This window comes from Halomonas sp. MMSF_3323, from assembly GCF_030733595.1.
GTDB lineage: Bacteria > Pseudomonadota > Gammaproteobacteria > Pseudomonadales > Halomonadaceae > Halomonas > Halomonas litopenaei.
The window spans coordinates 43,149-57,038 of record NZ_JASHIT010000023.1; the positions used below are offsets into that span (position 1 = coordinate 43,149).

General features: G+C 65.4%; 16 protein-coding genes. 9 read left to right on the plus strand and 7 right to left on the minus strand.

All coding sequences use genetic code 11. The features are described from left to right. Window positions 1-29: 29 nt before the first annotated feature. Genes RBB39_RS12920 through RBB39_RS12930 form a run of 3 tightly spaced genes read left to right on the plus strand, consistent with a single transcriptional unit; the run spans window position 30 to window position 1,847 of the window. Window positions 30-341 carry a BolA family transcriptional regulator gene (locus RBB39_RS12920; RefSeq protein ID WP_045991309.1) on the plus strand — a complete coding sequence of 104 codons (312 nt, stop codon included), beginning with the start codon at window positions 30-32 and terminating at the stop codon, window positions 339-341. Continuing rightward, a complete protein-coding gene (locus RBB39_RS12925; RefSeq protein WP_306169133.1) occupies window positions 338-1,294 on the plus strand; it encodes a hypothetical protein in 957 nt (318 codons plus the stop codon). Before RBB39_RS12920 ends, RBB39_RS12925 begins: the two co-directional genes overlap by 4 nt. After that, window positions 1,266-1,847, plus strand: a complete 582-nt coding sequence (locus RBB39_RS12930; protein ID WP_253028930.1) for a GNAT family N-acetyltransferase — start codon at window positions 1,266-1,268, stop codon at window positions 1,845-1,847. The genes RBB39_RS12925 and RBB39_RS12930 overlap by 29 nt, the downstream gene beginning before the upstream one ends. Window positions 1,848-1,983: 136 nt before the next feature. Here the strand turns inward: RBB39_RS12930 and zapB are convergent, their stop codons facing one another. Together zapB and rsmD are read right to left on the minus strand one after the other, a co-directional pair. Next, on the minus strand, window positions 1,984-2,205 hold the full coding sequence (zapB, locus tag RBB39_RS12935) for a cell division protein ZapB (RefSeq protein WP_045991307.1): 222 nt from the start codon (window positions 2,203-2,205) through the stop codon (window positions 1,984-1,986). Window positions 2,206-2,369: 164 nt separating this feature from the next. Continuing rightward, window positions 2,370-3,044 carry a 16S rRNA (guanine(966)-N(2))-methyltransferase RsmD gene (rsmD, locus tag RBB39_RS12940; protein WP_045991306.1) on the minus strand — a complete coding sequence of 225 codons (675 nt, stop codon included), beginning with the start codon at window positions 3,042-3,044 and terminating at the stop codon, window positions 2,370-2,372. 171 nt (window positions 3,045-3,215) lie between these two features. Between rsmD and ftsY the strand changes: the two genes are divergently transcribed. The 4 genes from ftsY (at window position 3,216) to rpoH (ending at window position 7,495) form a co-directional block, all read left to right on the plus strand. Continuing rightward, window positions 3,216-4,793: a signal recognition particle-docking protein FtsY gene (gene ftsY / locus RBB39_RS12945; RefSeq protein WP_045991305.1), complete on the plus strand. Its 1,578-nt coding sequence runs from the start codon at window positions 3,216-3,218 to the stop codon at window positions 4,791-4,793. Next, the gene (ftsE, locus tag RBB39_RS12950) at window positions 4,790-5,458 is read left to right on the plus strand and encodes a cell division ATP-binding protein FtsE (RefSeq protein ID WP_045991304.1); all 669 of its coding nucleotides are present in this window, start codon (window positions 4,790-4,792) and stop codon (window positions 5,456-5,458) included. The genes ftsY and ftsE overlap by 4 nt, the downstream gene beginning before the upstream one ends. Then, the gene (ftsX, locus tag RBB39_RS12955) at window positions 5,455-6,498 is read left to right on the plus strand and encodes a permease-like cell division protein FtsX (protein WP_045991303.1); all 1,044 of its coding nucleotides are present in this window, start codon (window positions 5,455-5,457) and stop codon (window positions 6,496-6,498) included. Before ftsE ends, ftsX begins: the two co-directional genes overlap by 4 nt. A 130-nt stretch (window positions 6,499-6,628) precedes the next feature. Continuing rightward, a complete protein-coding gene (gene rpoH, locus RBB39_RS12960) occupies window positions 6,629-7,495 on the plus strand; it encodes an RNA polymerase sigma factor RpoH (RefSeq protein WP_045991302.1) in 867 nt (288 codons plus the stop codon). Between the two features lie 182 nt (window positions 7,496-7,677). On the opposite strand, the gene RBB39_RS12965 is transcribed toward rpoH, so the two are convergent. From RBB39_RS12965 to RBB39_RS12980, 4 genes are all read right to left on the minus strand, one after another. Continuing rightward, window positions 7,678-8,715, minus strand: a complete 1,038-nt coding sequence (locus RBB39_RS12965; RefSeq protein WP_045991301.1) for an SPFH domain-containing protein — start codon at window positions 8,713-8,715, stop codon at window positions 7,678-7,680. Between the two features lie 137 nt (window positions 8,716-8,852). Then, complete coding sequence (locus RBB39_RS12970) at window positions 8,853-9,317, minus strand: NfeD family protein (RefSeq protein WP_306169134.1); 465 nt, start codon at window positions 9,315-9,317, stop codon at window positions 8,853-8,855. 385 nt (window positions 9,318-9,702) lie between these two features. Then, a complete protein-coding gene (locus RBB39_RS12975) occupies window positions 9,703-11,166 on the minus strand; it encodes an anion permease (protein WP_045991299.1) in 1,464 nt (487 codons plus the stop codon). A 272-nt stretch (window positions 11,167-11,438) separates the two neighbouring features. Continuing rightward, window positions 11,439-11,843, minus strand: coding sequence for a DoxX family protein (locus RBB39_RS12980; protein ID WP_045991298.1), 405 nt, complete (start codon window positions 11,841-11,843; stop codon window positions 11,439-11,441). Window positions 11,844-12,069: 226 nt separating this feature from the next. Here RBB39_RS12980 and RBB39_RS12985 point away from each other — a divergent pair, with 226 nt between their 5' ends. Further along, complete coding sequence (locus RBB39_RS12985; RefSeq protein ID WP_045991297.1) at window positions 12,070-12,531, plus strand: META domain-containing protein; 462 nt, start codon at window positions 12,070-12,072, stop codon at window positions 12,529-12,531. Window positions 12,532-12,555: 24 nt separating this feature from the next. On the opposite strand, the gene RBB39_RS12990 is transcribed toward RBB39_RS12985, so the two are convergent. After that, entirely contained in the window at window positions 12,556-13,362 is an 807-nt protein-coding gene (locus RBB39_RS12990; RefSeq protein WP_157032944.1) for a hypothetical protein, read from the minus strand. Between the two features lie 266 nt (window positions 13,363-13,628). On the opposite strand from RBB39_RS12990, the gene RBB39_RS12995 reads away from it, so the two are divergent. After that, window positions 13,629-13,874, plus strand: a complete 246-nt coding sequence (locus RBB39_RS12995) for a hypothetical protein (protein ID WP_045991295.1) — start codon at window positions 13,629-13,631, stop codon at window positions 13,872-13,874. Window positions 13,875-13,890 lie beyond the last annotated feature (16 nt).

The window sequence follows — 13,890 nt, forward strand, 5'->3', positions numbered from 1 at the left end:
ATTAACCGTCACAGACGCGAGTACCCATCATGAGTATTCAGGCGACCATCGAACACAAGCTAAAGGCCCTGGAGCCCACCGAACTGGTGGTCGAGAACGAGAGCCACATGCACAGCGTGCCGCCGAACTCGGAAACCCACTTCAAGGTGACCCTGGTCTCCGAGCGCTTTTCCGGGCTGATGCCGGTCAAGCGCCACCAGCAGATCTACTCGCTGCTGGCCGATGAACTGTCCGGCCCGGTCCACGCCCTGGCGCTGCACCTTTACACCCCCGGTGAGTGGGATAGCCGCAGTGCACCGCGTCCGGACTCGCCCAACTGCATGGGCGGCTCACGCTCGTGACGCCGGAGCCGACACGGCTCGCCTATCTGGATGCCATGGGGCTGACCGCCTGGGTGGCCCGCTATCAGCTACCCAACGCCCGCGAGACCGAAGCCTGCGACTGGCCCGAGCCGGTACCCGAAGAGCGGCCCCAGCCCGGTGCCAAGGGCCTGCATGCGCTGCTCGATGACATGCCCGCCTCGGCCGGCGGTGGCGACACGTCCGCCGGGGCGACCGAGCAGGCCGCTGTCGCTGATTCGTCCTCTGCCGTCCAGGCTCCTGCCCCCCAGGCGCCGGCTGGTCCGCGCAAGGCCAGGGCGCTGCTCGGTGATATCGTGCCCGATGCAGACGACGGTGCAGCGACGGCCCCCACGGCCATGCCGGCAGAGGATGAGGCGGAGGAAGGCGCCGAGCCGCTGCGCTTCGGCTGTCAGGTGGCCTGTCTCGACGGTCGCTGGCTTTTGCTGGTCGCCCGTGACGAACCGCTGGGGCCCCTGCACCAGCGGCTTCTGCTCAATATCCTGACCGGCGCCGGGGTCAGGCCGTCGCAGCGACCGGTGTTCGACTCCCTTGCCTGGCCGCTGGAAGAGGGCTTGCCGGTCAGGCGGCCGTTGGACGAGGCGCGTCAGGGGCTCAAGGCCTTTGTGGCCGGGCGCGCTCGTCGTGGCTGGGCTCCGGAGCGGGTGCTGGTATTCGGCCGCCAGGAGGCGCTGATGCAAGCACTGGCCCCGTCTGACACCACCGACAACAGCGCGCAGCCTCCGCGCAGCCAGACCCTGGCGCTGCCATTGTGGCAGGGCCCGGGGCTCGACGAACTGCTCGCCGGTGACGGCGTCGGTGCCGAGGCCAAGCGCCGGCTGTGGTCGCAGATCGGCGAGTGGCAGGCACAGTGGAGCGACGGCACTCGAGGTGATGGTGCTGGAGGCGATGGTGCAAGAGTCGATGGTGCAAGAGACGACAGCGATGGCGCCTGAGGCGACAGCGGGCCAGCAGAGCTGTCCGCATAGCGGTGTCTACGGTCCTGTCCGTGTCCTTGGCGCCGCCGATCTTGATGCTCTCCTGCGACTGGAAGCGATGCCGTCAGCGCCGTTGTCCAGCCCTCAGGCGTTGGCCCAGGCGCTGGAAGATGACCAGCGCCTGTTGCTGGGGATCGATCGGCTGGGACCGGCAGGTGATGTCGGCGTTGAAGGCGGCCTTGATGCGGGCATGACGGGGCAGAGGGCTATTCACGCCTACGCCTTGCTGGCACGCCAGCCCTTCGAGGCCGAGCTGGAAGCGATCCTGGTGGCCCCGCAAGCTCGCCGCCAAGGGCTTGCCGCACGGCTGCTGACAAGCCTGATTGCGGTAGCGCGCCAGTGGGGCTCGGAGCGACTGCTGCTGGAGGTGCGTGCCGACAACGGCGCGGCGATCGCCTGCTACCGAGCCGCCGGCTTCGCCGAGGATGGTGTGCGTCGCGGCTACTATCCGCCGCTGGCCGATGGCGGCGAGCGTGTCGATGCCTTGCTGATGTCGCTGGCGCTTGACTGAAACAGCCTGAAGCGCACGGCTTCCGTGCATCCATCGTACGCGCAATGCAAAAGGGCTCCCCATGGGGAGCCCTTTTCATTCGTGTCGATCGTTCGTATCAGCCGTTCGAGTCGACACTGCCGGCACACAAGGCAGGTCAGAGGCTATGGGCGGGCGCCTGTTCGGTATTGCCCGTTTCGCCTTCCACCTCATCGAGCTGGCCCAGGATGGCGGTCAGGCGACGTTCCCACTCTTCGCGATCCTGCTTCAGGCGAGCGTTTTCCTCGCGCAACTCCTCGGCTTCCAGTTTCAGCAATTCCAGGGCCTCAAGGGCGCTGGAGACCTTCTTTTCGAGTTGGTTGAAGAGTTCCGTGCTCATCCTCGTCTCCTGACATGACGTGGGGTGAAGGCGCGACGCGCGCCCCGATGGAACGAGCGTAACGCCGCCGCCGCCGGCGAACAAGCGTCGCCGGGCGGCGACGGGGCTGCTTTGCTGATTCGGCTCAGGAATTACGACGGTCGCGTGCTTGGGGTACTGCCGGCTCAGCTCTCAGACGCAGCGTCCTTGAGCGAGTCGGCGTCGCTTTCGCTGCGTCGATACAGACGCCCCATGCTGTCTCCGGCGCGGACCTCTCGGTGTAGCTGCCAGGTGGGGGGCACGGCGGGAACCAGGCCACTTTCGACCTCCACGTAGATCCAGGCCTCATCCGCCAGCCAGCCGGCTTCCAGGGCCTGGCAGCATGGCTCGGCGAGGCCCTGGCGAAAGGGCGGGTCGAGAAACACCAGGTCGAAGGGGCTGGCGGTATCGTCTTTCAGCAGCGCTGCGGCGTCGGCGCGTCGCACCTTGGCGCGATCGATCGCCAGCGTCGCCAGGTTATCGCTGATCGCCTGGGCCACCTGGGCATCGCGCTCGACGAACAGGGCCTCGCTGGCGCCACGCGATAGCGCCTCCAGGCCCAGGGCACCGGTGCCGGCGAACAGATCGAGCACGCGAATGCGGTACAGCTCGCCCCCGAGCCAGTTGAACAGGGTTTCGCGCACCCGGTCCGGGGTCGGGCGCAGGCCGGGCTTGTCGAGCACCGGAAGCTGGCGGCGGCGGTGTTCGCCACCGATGATACGCAGCTTGCCAGGCGGCCGACCGCTCGCGGGACTCTTGCCCGAGCGGGGTTTTCCGGCGCCGCCGCGCGGACGGTTTCTTGAAGGACGTTGTCGACTCATGGGCGGCGATTCTACCCCCATGGCCGGGTGTCGTCATGCCTTCGCCATCGCTTCTGTGGCAGGCTGTGGGCAGCGTCGCGTCGCCGCCTCGGGGCTGTCCTGTGTCCACAGCGAGCGGGCAGGGTGGTAGGATGTGGCGGTTCGTTCACCGGCTGAGGCGTCAGGTCATCCATGTTCGGTATTTTCAAGCGCAAGAAGAAGCACACGGGCGAAGAACCCGCCAAGGACCAGGAAGTCGTCGATCAGTCGTCTGCAGATGAGGCGGAAGGCGCGGCTGACAGGGAGGCTGAACAGCCCCTCGGCGGCGAGCTGTCGCAAGGCTCACCGTCGGATGCCGAGCCGCCCCAGCAGGGCCGGGAATCTGGCCCCGAGCCGACCGAGACCGCCGAGGCGGTGGTGCCGGAGCCTGTCGAGCCGGCAGCGCCAGCGCCTGCCGAGCCGTCCACCCCTGCCGGGCAGGCGCCCGTTGAAGCCGAGCTCAACAAGCCAGAGCCCGTCGAGCCAGAGCCCGTCGAGCCAGTGCCTGTAGAGCCAGAGCCCGTTGAGCAAAGCAGCGTCGCGGCAGCGTCCGACCAGGCGCCGCCTGCCGCCCCCCAGCCGGCTGGCGAGCCCGCCGAAGATGAATCGCCGGCCTCGGCGCACAAGTTGGCCGAGGCGGAGGTGCCCGAGCCTGCAAGTCCGCCAGCTCCCGACGCTGGCACCGGCCAGCGCGAGCACGCCGAGGTGATCGAGCCCAGCCGTCCCACCGGCCCGGCCCTGCAGGAAAAGCCCAGAGCGCCGGTGCAGGGTGGCAAGGGTGGCGAGAAGAAGGGCTGGTTTGCGCGCATGCGCGAGGGCCTTGGCAAGACTCGGGCCAACCTGAGCGACGGCCTGGCCGACCTGTTCATGGGTGCCAAGCAGATCGATGACGAGCTGATCGAGGACATCGAGACCCAGCTGCTGATGGCCGACGTCGGTATCGAGGCCACCAGCGAAATCATCGAGGCGCTGACCGATCGCGTCTCGCGCAAGGAGCTGAAGGACCCGGAGGCGCTGTATCGTGCGCTGCAGCAGGAGCTGGCCGCCATGCTCGGCGAGGTCAGCCAGCCCCTGAGCCTCGAGACCGCCGACGGTGGGCCCTTCGTCATCCTGGTGGTGGGCGTCAACGGCGTCGGCAAGACCACCACCATCGGCAAGCTGACCCAGCGCTTCCAGCGCGAGGGCAAGAGCGTGATGCTGGCGGCGGGGGATACCTTCCGCGCGGCTGCGGTAGAGCAGCTCAAGGTGTGGGGCGAGCGCAACAGCGTGCCGGTGGTGGCTCAGCACACCGGCGCCGACAGCGCCTCGGTGATCTATGACGCCGTGGCGGCGGCCCGTGCCCGTGGCGTCGACGTCTTGATCGCCGATACCGCTGGTCGCCTGCACAACAAGAGTCACCTGATGGAAGAGCTCAAGAAGGTCCATCGGGTGATGGGCAAGCTCGATGCGCAGGCGCCTCACGAGGTGATGCTGGTGCTCGACGCCGGTACCGGCCAGAACGCCTTGTCCCAGGCGGCCACCTTCAACGAGGCGGTTCCGGTCAGCGGGATCACCCTGACCAAGCTCGACGGTACCGCCAAGGGGGGCGTGATCTTCGCCCTGGCCAAGCAGCTGAAGACGCCGATCCGCTTTATCGGGGTGGGTGAGAGTCTGGATGACCTGCGGCCGTTCAAGGCCGAGGACTTCGTCGACGCCCTGTTCGATCGTCGCCCGAGTGACGCCGACGAATGATCGCCTTTGAGCACGTCGGCAAGCGCTATGGAGGGCGCTTCGAGGCGCTCTCCAATATCGATTTTCGCGTCTCGCGGGGCGAGATGGTGTTTCTCACCGGCCATTCCGGTGCCGGCAAGAGTTCGCTGCTGCGGCTGATCATGCGCCTGGAGCGACCCAGTCGCGGACGGGTGATGGTCGCCGGTCACGATATCGACAAGCTGCATCCCAGCCAGTTGCCGTTCTACCGGCGTCAGATCGGGGTGGTCTTCCAGGACCACCAGCTGCTGTTCGACCGCTCGATCTATCACAACGTGGCGTTGCCGCTGGAGATCCGCGGCCTGGCGCCGCGGGATATCGCGCGGCGGGTCCGCGCCGCACTCGACAAGGTCGGCCTGTTGCACCGCGAAAAGGCGCTTCCCATCGAGCTTTCCGGCGGCGAGCAGCAGCGCGTGGGGATCGCCCGGGCGGTGGTCAACAAGCCCGCCCTGCTGCTGGCCGATGAGCCTACCGGTAACCTCGACCCTCAGTTGTCCGCCGATATCATGGGGCTGTTCGAGGACTTTCATCGCATCGGCACCACGGTGATGATTGCCAGTCACGATCTGGCGTTGATCGCCAGGCTGCGTCACCGCACCCTGCGCCTGAGCGAGGGGCGTTTGGTGGCCGACGAGGAGGCCGCATGAGCGCTCGCCATTCGCGCAAGGGCGCGGCGACGCCCAGGGGCGCCTCGGCCGCCGCACGTACGGGCGGCCGCCAGGAGGCCTCGACGTCACCTCGCGGTGCGCGTCAGCAGACGGTGCGCGCACAGGGGCAGTGGCAAGCCTGGCTGCGCCACCATCGCGCCATGTGTGTGGACAGCCTGCGCCGGCTGGTGCGCCAGCCGGTGGGTAGCCTCTTGACCATGCTCGCCATCGCCATCGCCCTGGTGCTGCCCAGCGCCCTGTGGCTGTCACTGGACAGCGCCAAGCTGGTGGACGCCGAGCTGGACGCCAGCGCCACCCTGACGGCCTACCTCGACAAAGGGGTGAGCGAGTCCGAGACCGGTCGCATCCTGGAAGCGCTGGAGGCTCAGTCGGAGGTCGCCGCCACCGAATTGATCACCGCCGAGCAGGGCATGGCGGAATTCCAGCAATCCCTGGGGCTCGATGATGCCCTGGCGCGGCTCGACGAGAATCCGCTGCCCGCCGCGGTGGTGATCTCGCCGACGACGCCGTCTCCGGAGGCCATGGCGGCGCTGTCCGAGCGCCTGTCGGCGATGTCCGGGGTGGCCGAGGTGCGCCTCGATCTGGCCTGGATCGAGCGTCTGCGGCAACTGGCTGAGCTGGGGCGTCGCCTGACCCTGGCGCTGGGCGTGCTGTTTGGTTTGGGCGTGCTGCTGGTGGTGGGCAACACCATCCGCCTGGCGGTGGAGAACCGGCGCAAGGAGATCGAGGTGGTGACCCTGATCGGCGCTACCCATGCCTTTGTACGCCGACCCTTTCTGTACAGCGGTGCCTGGTATGGCCTGGGCGGCGGACTGCTGGCGTGGGGTCTTCTGACGCTGGGCAGCGACTGGCTGGCGGCGCCGGTGGCATCGCTGGCGGCCAGCTACGGCGCGCACTATCAGCTACCGACCCTGGGCCTCGTCGGCTCTACAACATTGCTGACTTGTAGTACACTATTGGGCTGGTTGGGAGCCTGGATCGCCGTCAGCCGCCATCTGGCGGGCATCAAGCCACGCTAGCGGCAACAGGTAATCACCCGTTTCTTGTACGGTTTCGTCGGATGTCTACGACCAAAGGGGAACTTCTTCCTATTTTTATCCTCCAAGGTGCATCCGAAATCTTGTTGGTCTTCGAGGAGACAACCTGCACATGAGCAACAGTCTTCTGCCGGTGGGTCATCTTTCACCGGGGCACGACCTCAACGGCTATATTCAGGCCGTCAATCGCATTCCGCTGCTGACGGTGGATGAAGAGCAGGACCTGGCCCATCGCCTTCAGCAGGAAGGCGATCTGGAAGCCGCCCGCCGTCTGGTCATGTCCCATCTGCGTTTTGTCGTGCACATCGCACGCAGCTATTCCGGCTATGGACTTCCCCAGGCTGACCTGATTCAGGAAGGCAACGTCGGCCTGATGAAGGCCGTCAAGCGTTTCGACCCGACCCAAGGCGTACGCCTGGTGTCTTTCGCGGTGCACTGGATCAAGGCCGAGATCCACGAGTTCGTGCTGCGCAACTGGCGTATCGTCAAGATCGCCACCACCAAGGCCCAGCGCAAGCTGTTCTTCAACCTGCGGGGCGCCAAGAAGCGCCTGGCCTGGTTGAACAGCGACGAGGTCGACGCCATCGCCAAGGACCTGGACGTCAAGCCCGAGGTGGTGCGCGAGATGGAAGGTCGTCTGGCCTCCCATGATGCCGGCTTCGATGCCTCACCGTCCGAGGACGAGGATTCGGCCTATCAGGCACCGGTTCACTATCTGGACGACGCCAGCCAGGACCCGGCGACCCAGCTCGAGGACAGCGACTGGGAGCAGGACGCTACCCGCCGCCTCCAGGGCGCGCTGGCCGAGCTCGACGAGCGCTCGCGGGATATCCTGAGCCAGCGCTGGCTCGCCGAAAACAAGGCGACCCTGCATGAACTGGCCGACGTCTATGGCGTGTCCGCCGAGCGCATTCGTCAGCTCGAGAAGAACGCCATGAAGAAGATCCGCGAACGTCTGGGCGACAGCATGGCGGCCTGAGGCCTGACCGCCATCGATTGCGCCAGCCGCTGGCAGGACGAAAACGCCCGAACCTCACGGTTCGGGCGTTTTCAGTTGTGGCTGAGCTTGTACCAAGGCGACTGCCACAAGGGCTGTAGGGTGGTTGCCTGAGCCGCTATACGAACTGCTATACCAGCCGCTACACGCCCTGGTGCCAGCGCCTAGCCCTGGGCGCTGGCAGCACCCGTCAGGCCGCCAGCGGCGGCCGCGCGGCGGGCAATGTCGCCCAGCGCCTCGTCACCGGCGCTGAGATCGCGAAAGGCGCCCATGGCGCCGAGCAGGGCCGAGCTCTCGTAGGGCACGAACACACGCTCTCCCTGCTTGGCCATCTCCGGCAGCATCGAGATATAGGACTGGCCGAGCAGGTAGCCGATGACCGCCCTGGTGCTCTTCTCGCCTTCGCCCATGGCACCCAGTACCAGCTCGATGGAGCGACTTTCGCCCTGGGCACGCAGAATGGCGGATTCCTTGTCGCCCTGGGCGTTGAGGATCGCTGACTCCTTCTGGCCCTGGGCCTTGGCGATGGCCGCGGCCTTTTCGCCCTCGGCCTCGGTGACGGTGGCTCGACGGCGACGTTCGGCGGACATCTGCAGGTGCATGGCCTCCTTGACCTCCGTCGGCATCTCGATGTCCTGCACCTCGATGCGATTGATCGCCACCCCCCACTTGGAGGCAGGTTCCTCCATCTGTTCCTTGATCTTGGCGTTGACCTCGGCGCGGGACTCGAAGATCTTGTCCAGCTCCATCTGGCCGACCACCGAGCGCAGCGTCGTCTTGGCCAGTACCTCCACCGCCTGACTCATGTTCTCGATCTTGTAGACGGCGTTGGCCGGATCGATGATCTGAAAGTAGATGGCGCCGTCGATGCGCACCGTCACGTTGTCGGTGGTGACCACCGGCTGGGACGGGAAGTCCATGACCGACTCGCGCAGGTCGATGCGGGTCTCCTGACTCAGCACCGGGGTGAACTCCTGGCCCTTGCGCAGGTAGCGCACCATCTTGATCGGTCTTGGCTTGTCGAAGAACGGAACGATGAAGTTGATGCCCTTCTGCAGCGTGCGGTGGTAGGCGCCGAGGCGCTCGATCACCATCACCTCGGACTCCTGAACGATCACCAGTCCCTTGATCACCATGATCACGGCGATGACGACCACCACCAGGGCAATCAATAGCCCCGGATTTATGGCATACGGCAACATGCAGGTACCTCCTTGGTATCGAGAGTGTCGCCCAGGGCGACCGACGGCATCCCGCCGCCGAAAGCCAGCTTAGGCAATGGGCGGGCGAGTGGCGATAGCGTCTGGCGGCCGCTGCCCGAACGAGCGCATGACCGGGATCAAGAACCTTCGCCGGCGGGACGGACCACCGCCTGGGTGCCCTCGAAGCGGACCAGCGTTACCTCGTCACCCGGACGAAGGGCAGGACCACTCCCTGCGTCGTCCGCCAGGCTGGCACGGTAGAGATCACCGTCGAGCTTGATGCAGGGTGCGTCATCGAAGTCGCGGCTGACCAGCACGAAGCGTTGACCGCGGCCTCCACCGCTACCAGCCACGCCGAAGCCTTTTTTTGCGCCTCGGCCGCGTCGTCTTAACTGTCGAATCGTCAGCGGCACCAGCACGGCGCAGGCGAGCGCCAGGACGATCAGTTGCAGGGTGAAAGTGGCGCCCAGCCAGGCGGCCAGGGCGGTGAGGGCGAGCGCCGCCGCCAGGGCCAGCAGCACGTAGGAGCCGGTCAGCAGCTCGACCAGCAGAGCCGCGAGTCCGGCCAGCAGCCACCACAGCGCGGGAGATAGAAAATCCATGAGGGGCCTCTTGGAAGCAGCGAAATGACGTCCTGTCCTGTCCGATTCTGCGCCGCCTGCCGTGGCCCGGCAAGCCGGTGAGGCCCGCAGACGACAGCGCCACCGCGATTGCGGTGGCGCTTGGCTGAATGTGAGGAGGCCCGAAAGGCTGTCGTGTTACGGGGCTTACCAGTACCCCAGCACCTTCCACCGTAGAGAGTCTGCGACACCGACCCAGACGGTCAGGTTGACCAGACTCCTGCCATGATCAAGAGCGGACCCGCCTTCCGGGCGTCTTGCCAGTACCCCAGCACCTTCCACCGTAGAGAGTCTGCGACACCGACCCAGACGGTCAGGTTGACCAGGCTCCTGCTCTGATCAAGAGCGGACCCGCCTTCCGGGCGTCTTACCAGTACCCCAGCACCTTCCACCATAGGCTGCCGACACCGACCCAGACGGTCAGGTTGACCAGGCTCATCACCAACCCGGCCTTCCACCAGGTGCCGAGTTCCACATAGCCGGAGCCGAAGATGATCGGGGCGGTGCCGGTGGCGTAGTGGGTCAGCGACATCATCAGCGAGGAGGCGCCGGCCAGCAGCAGGGCGATGTACAGGGTAGGGATGCCGAGGGCGATACCGGCGGCCAGGAAGGCGGCGTACATGGCGGTGATATGGGCGGTAGTGCTGGCGAAGAAGTAGTGCGCGTAGAAGTAGACACCGGTCAGCGCCAGGGCCATGCCGAACCAGCCCATATTGAAGCCGCTGATGCCCTCCTCGATGACCCCGGAGAACCAGCCGATCAGTCCGAGCTTGCCCAGGAAGCTTGCCATCATTACCAGAGCGGCGAACCACACGATGGTGTCCCAGGCGGACTTCTCGCCGAGGATGTCATCCCAGGTCAGCACATTGGTGACCAGCAGGATGGACAGTCCCAGCAGCGCCACCGCGGTGGAGTTTACCTTGAACTCGGGGCCGAACAGCATCGCCGGGATACCGGCCCACAGGATCAACAGCAGGCCGAACACGCCAATCATGATCTTCTCGGCGCGGTCGAGCGGGCCCATGGCGGTGAGCTGCTCGCGGGCGAAGGAAGTGGCGTCCGGGGTGCGCTTGAGTTCCGGCGGATACAGCACGTACAGCACCGCCGGCATCAAGGCGATGGCGACCAGGCCGGGCAACAGCGCGGCCAGCGCCCACTGGGTCCAGGTGATCGAGATGGCGGAATCGGTGGCCTTGGCGATCAGGTCGACGATCAAGGGGTTGGGGGCCGTTGCGGTGATGAACATGGCCGAGGTGATGGGGTTGGCGTGATAGTTCACCAGCGCCAGGTACTCGCCGATCTTCTTGCTGGTGCCGGACTCGGGGGAGGAGCCGAAGCTGTCGGCGATGGAGCGCATGATCGGGTGCATGATGCCGCCACCCCGGGCGGTGTTGCTGGGGGTGATCGGGGCGATGGTCAGCTCCGCCAGGGACAGGGCGTAGCCGATGCCGAGGGTGCGTTTGCCGAAGGCGGCGATAAAGGCGTAGCCGATGCGGTTGCCCAGACCCGTCTTCGACAGCCCGCGGGAGATCATGATGGCCAGGCCGATCAGCCAGATCAGCGGGTTGGAAAAGCCAGAGAGGGCGTCGGAGACCGCGCCCTTGGAGCTTTCAGGGTTGGTGACGCCGGTCAGTGCGACCACGGTGATGGCAATGATCGCCAGGGCCCCGATGCGCATGGTCTTGCCGATGATGGCGGCGATGGTGGCGACGAAGATCGCCAGCAGGTGCCAGGCCTCGGGATTGACGCCGTCAGGTACGGGGATTACGAACCAGAGCGCCAGCCCCAGGGTCACCGAGACCAGGGCGGGAAGCGGTTTGAATGCGAGCATAAGCGAGCTCCTTTGGGGAAGATCGAGTGATCACCTCTCCGCAGAGAGAATCCGAAGGTGTTGTGCTCATTTACGCATAGACGAAGCGACGTCCGAATGACGGACATCAAGCAGAAGTACGACTTTCGTCGAAATGGTCATGTCGAGTGCAACTTGCGCTGAGGAGGTCGCAGCGCCAAGGCAGGAGATAACGGTGCAGGAGTTGGATGAGGGCTGCAGCCGACGCCATGCCGGGAACTGCCCGGCATGGCGCGAGAGGAGGTGAACGGTCCCTAGTCGGGCTTGATCGCGGTGCGGCCGCTGCCCAGGAACATCATCGCCAGGGCGCCGAACAGGAACATGCCCTGCAGCTCCAGCGCCCAGCCGCCGCTGCTGGTCAGGCTGAACAGCTCACCCATATGCGCCAGATAGATGGCCACCACCATGTTGCCGGCGATCAGCAGACCGGCGATGCGCGTGTTCCAGCCGAGGATTGCCATCACCGGTGCGACGACTTCGCCCAGCAGAACGCCATAGGCCAGCACCGTGGGCAGGCCATGGGAGGCCAGGGTTTCACCGATCCAGGACAGGCTGCCGGGGTTGATCAGCTTGCTGACGCCGTGCAGCAGGATCATCACGCCAAGGGCCAGGCGCAGGATCAGCTTTCCCAGATCGTCGTTGTCGAGGGCGTTGAGCATGGTGACTTCCTTTTCACTAGGGGCTTTTTTGACTCGAGAGCCTTTCACTTCAGGTATTGGTCGGAAAACAGGCGCACCGAGTTATCCGTGGCTTCGCAGCATGATCGCGATGACGTCGGCATGGTGCCTTCGGTCGCAGCACCAGAATCGTCGAAACGGTCGGACCACGCAGGCAATTCTGGCATATTAGGCATCATCCAGATGACTCAGCTGCAAGGAAGATAGCATGGTTCCGTCACGACTTCGCCGCACCGCCGCTTTCGCTCTTTTCACCCTGGCGCTCAGTGCCTGTTCCAGCCAGCCCGCGCCCACGGCGGGTGGTGGCGACACGGCGGCCCCGGGCAGCGTCTCGAGCCCGCTGGTCGGCAAGCGCTGGAACCTGTTGCTGGTGGGCACCAGCGATCGCCTGTCGATGCCGCAGAAGCCGTACTTCGAGGTGGCTTCCGATGGCCGTGTCAGCGGTAGCGACGGCTGCAATCGCTTCACCGGCACGGTGAGCTTCGGTGACAGCCAGCGTATCGACTTCGGTGAACTGACCGCGACTCGCATGGCCTGTGCCAATCCCCAGGGGGCCCAGCAGGTCCGCGACATGCTCGACAATGCCTATCGCTACCTGATCGACCACGATCGACTGGTGTTCTTCGGCCCCAACTCGCTGGTGCTGGGCGGTTTTCGCGACGCCAGCTGACTGGGCCAGTGTTCATCGGGACGATCAGCGACTCCGGTTGTCCCTCGTGGGCGCGGTACTCGAGATGTCGGCCGCAGCGCTGCTTGCATGATGCAGGCAGGATCGCAGGCTGTGCTTTCGCTGTTGGAAGCGATCCAGCCACCGGGGATGGATCGCCACCACGCGCACCGGAACGAAAGCTAGTCCCAGCAATTGCACGATGGCCAGGCGGTGTGAGCCGCCGTAGCCGAGCACGACCTCGCCATCACGGGTAATCAATACCTGCATTTCGTCATCGGGGTGGCGACTGTCGTCGGGGTGTTGGCGAGCCAGTTCTTGCTGGGTCTTGTAGCCGTGTCGGCGAATGCCGTGGTAGGCACGAGATAGCGTCTCGAAGTAGCGAGCGATATCTTCCTCGCTGCGACACCAGTAGGCGCCTTGCTGTGCCGGGTCGGTGCAGTCGCCGGAACGATAGCGAGCCACCGCTTGATGCATCTGGGCGTACTGGGCGGTCTCGCGGAAGTGCCTGTCGTGGGCGAAGATGTCCTCGACTGCAGCGGTCTCGTTCAGGCGTGCCTGGCAAAGTGGTGCAACATGGCTGAGGTCCCAGTCGCCTTCACTGATCAACTCACGGCTCAAGCCAGAGCGCGTGACGCAGCGCGCGATGCGCCTTGGGTCGATATCGACCAGCGGCAGGTCGTTGGCATTCAGCCAGCGACGTTGAAGGTCGATACGGCCACACAGCTCGGCCAGGTACAGCAGGGCACGCCGTGTTCGGCGGCGAAGGCGTGGCAGGGCGGCGAGCCTGGCAGTGCCAGGGAGCGCCAGGGGGGAAAGGCCCGAGTGCGTCATGTTGTACATGTCTATTGTTGTTGTATGCGTTGGTATGGCCGTTGTTCGGTCTGTTGTCGTATCTGCGGCCGAATCGGCGATTGGCCTGAAGGAGCGGCTGTGCTGACAGCTTCACTGTGCCGCAAAAGGCTTTAATAGAAGAAACTGAATTTTGTAGTAATACCGTCATCTTTGTGTCGTACCCGATCAGGCTGAGGCGACGCAGACGGTTGCCTGAGGCGAGGGGCAGGCACGCACCAATAGCGACGTTCCGCCAGGGGGGGTGGATGGCCTTCAGCAACGAAGAGAGAGCGGCATTGCTTGCGCTTCACGGGGTAGGGCCGACCGTCATCAGTCGCTTTGAGCAGCTTGGCATCGACTCCTTCGAGCGTCTGGCGACGTTCGAGGCCCGGGAGATCGCCGAGCAGGTGGCATCGATGCTCAACACCAGCTGCTGGAAGAATTCGCCACGCGCCCTGGCGGCGGTGGAGGCGGCCATCGTGCGTGCCAGGCAAGGACTCAAGGTAGGCTGAGACCCTGACTTGAGAT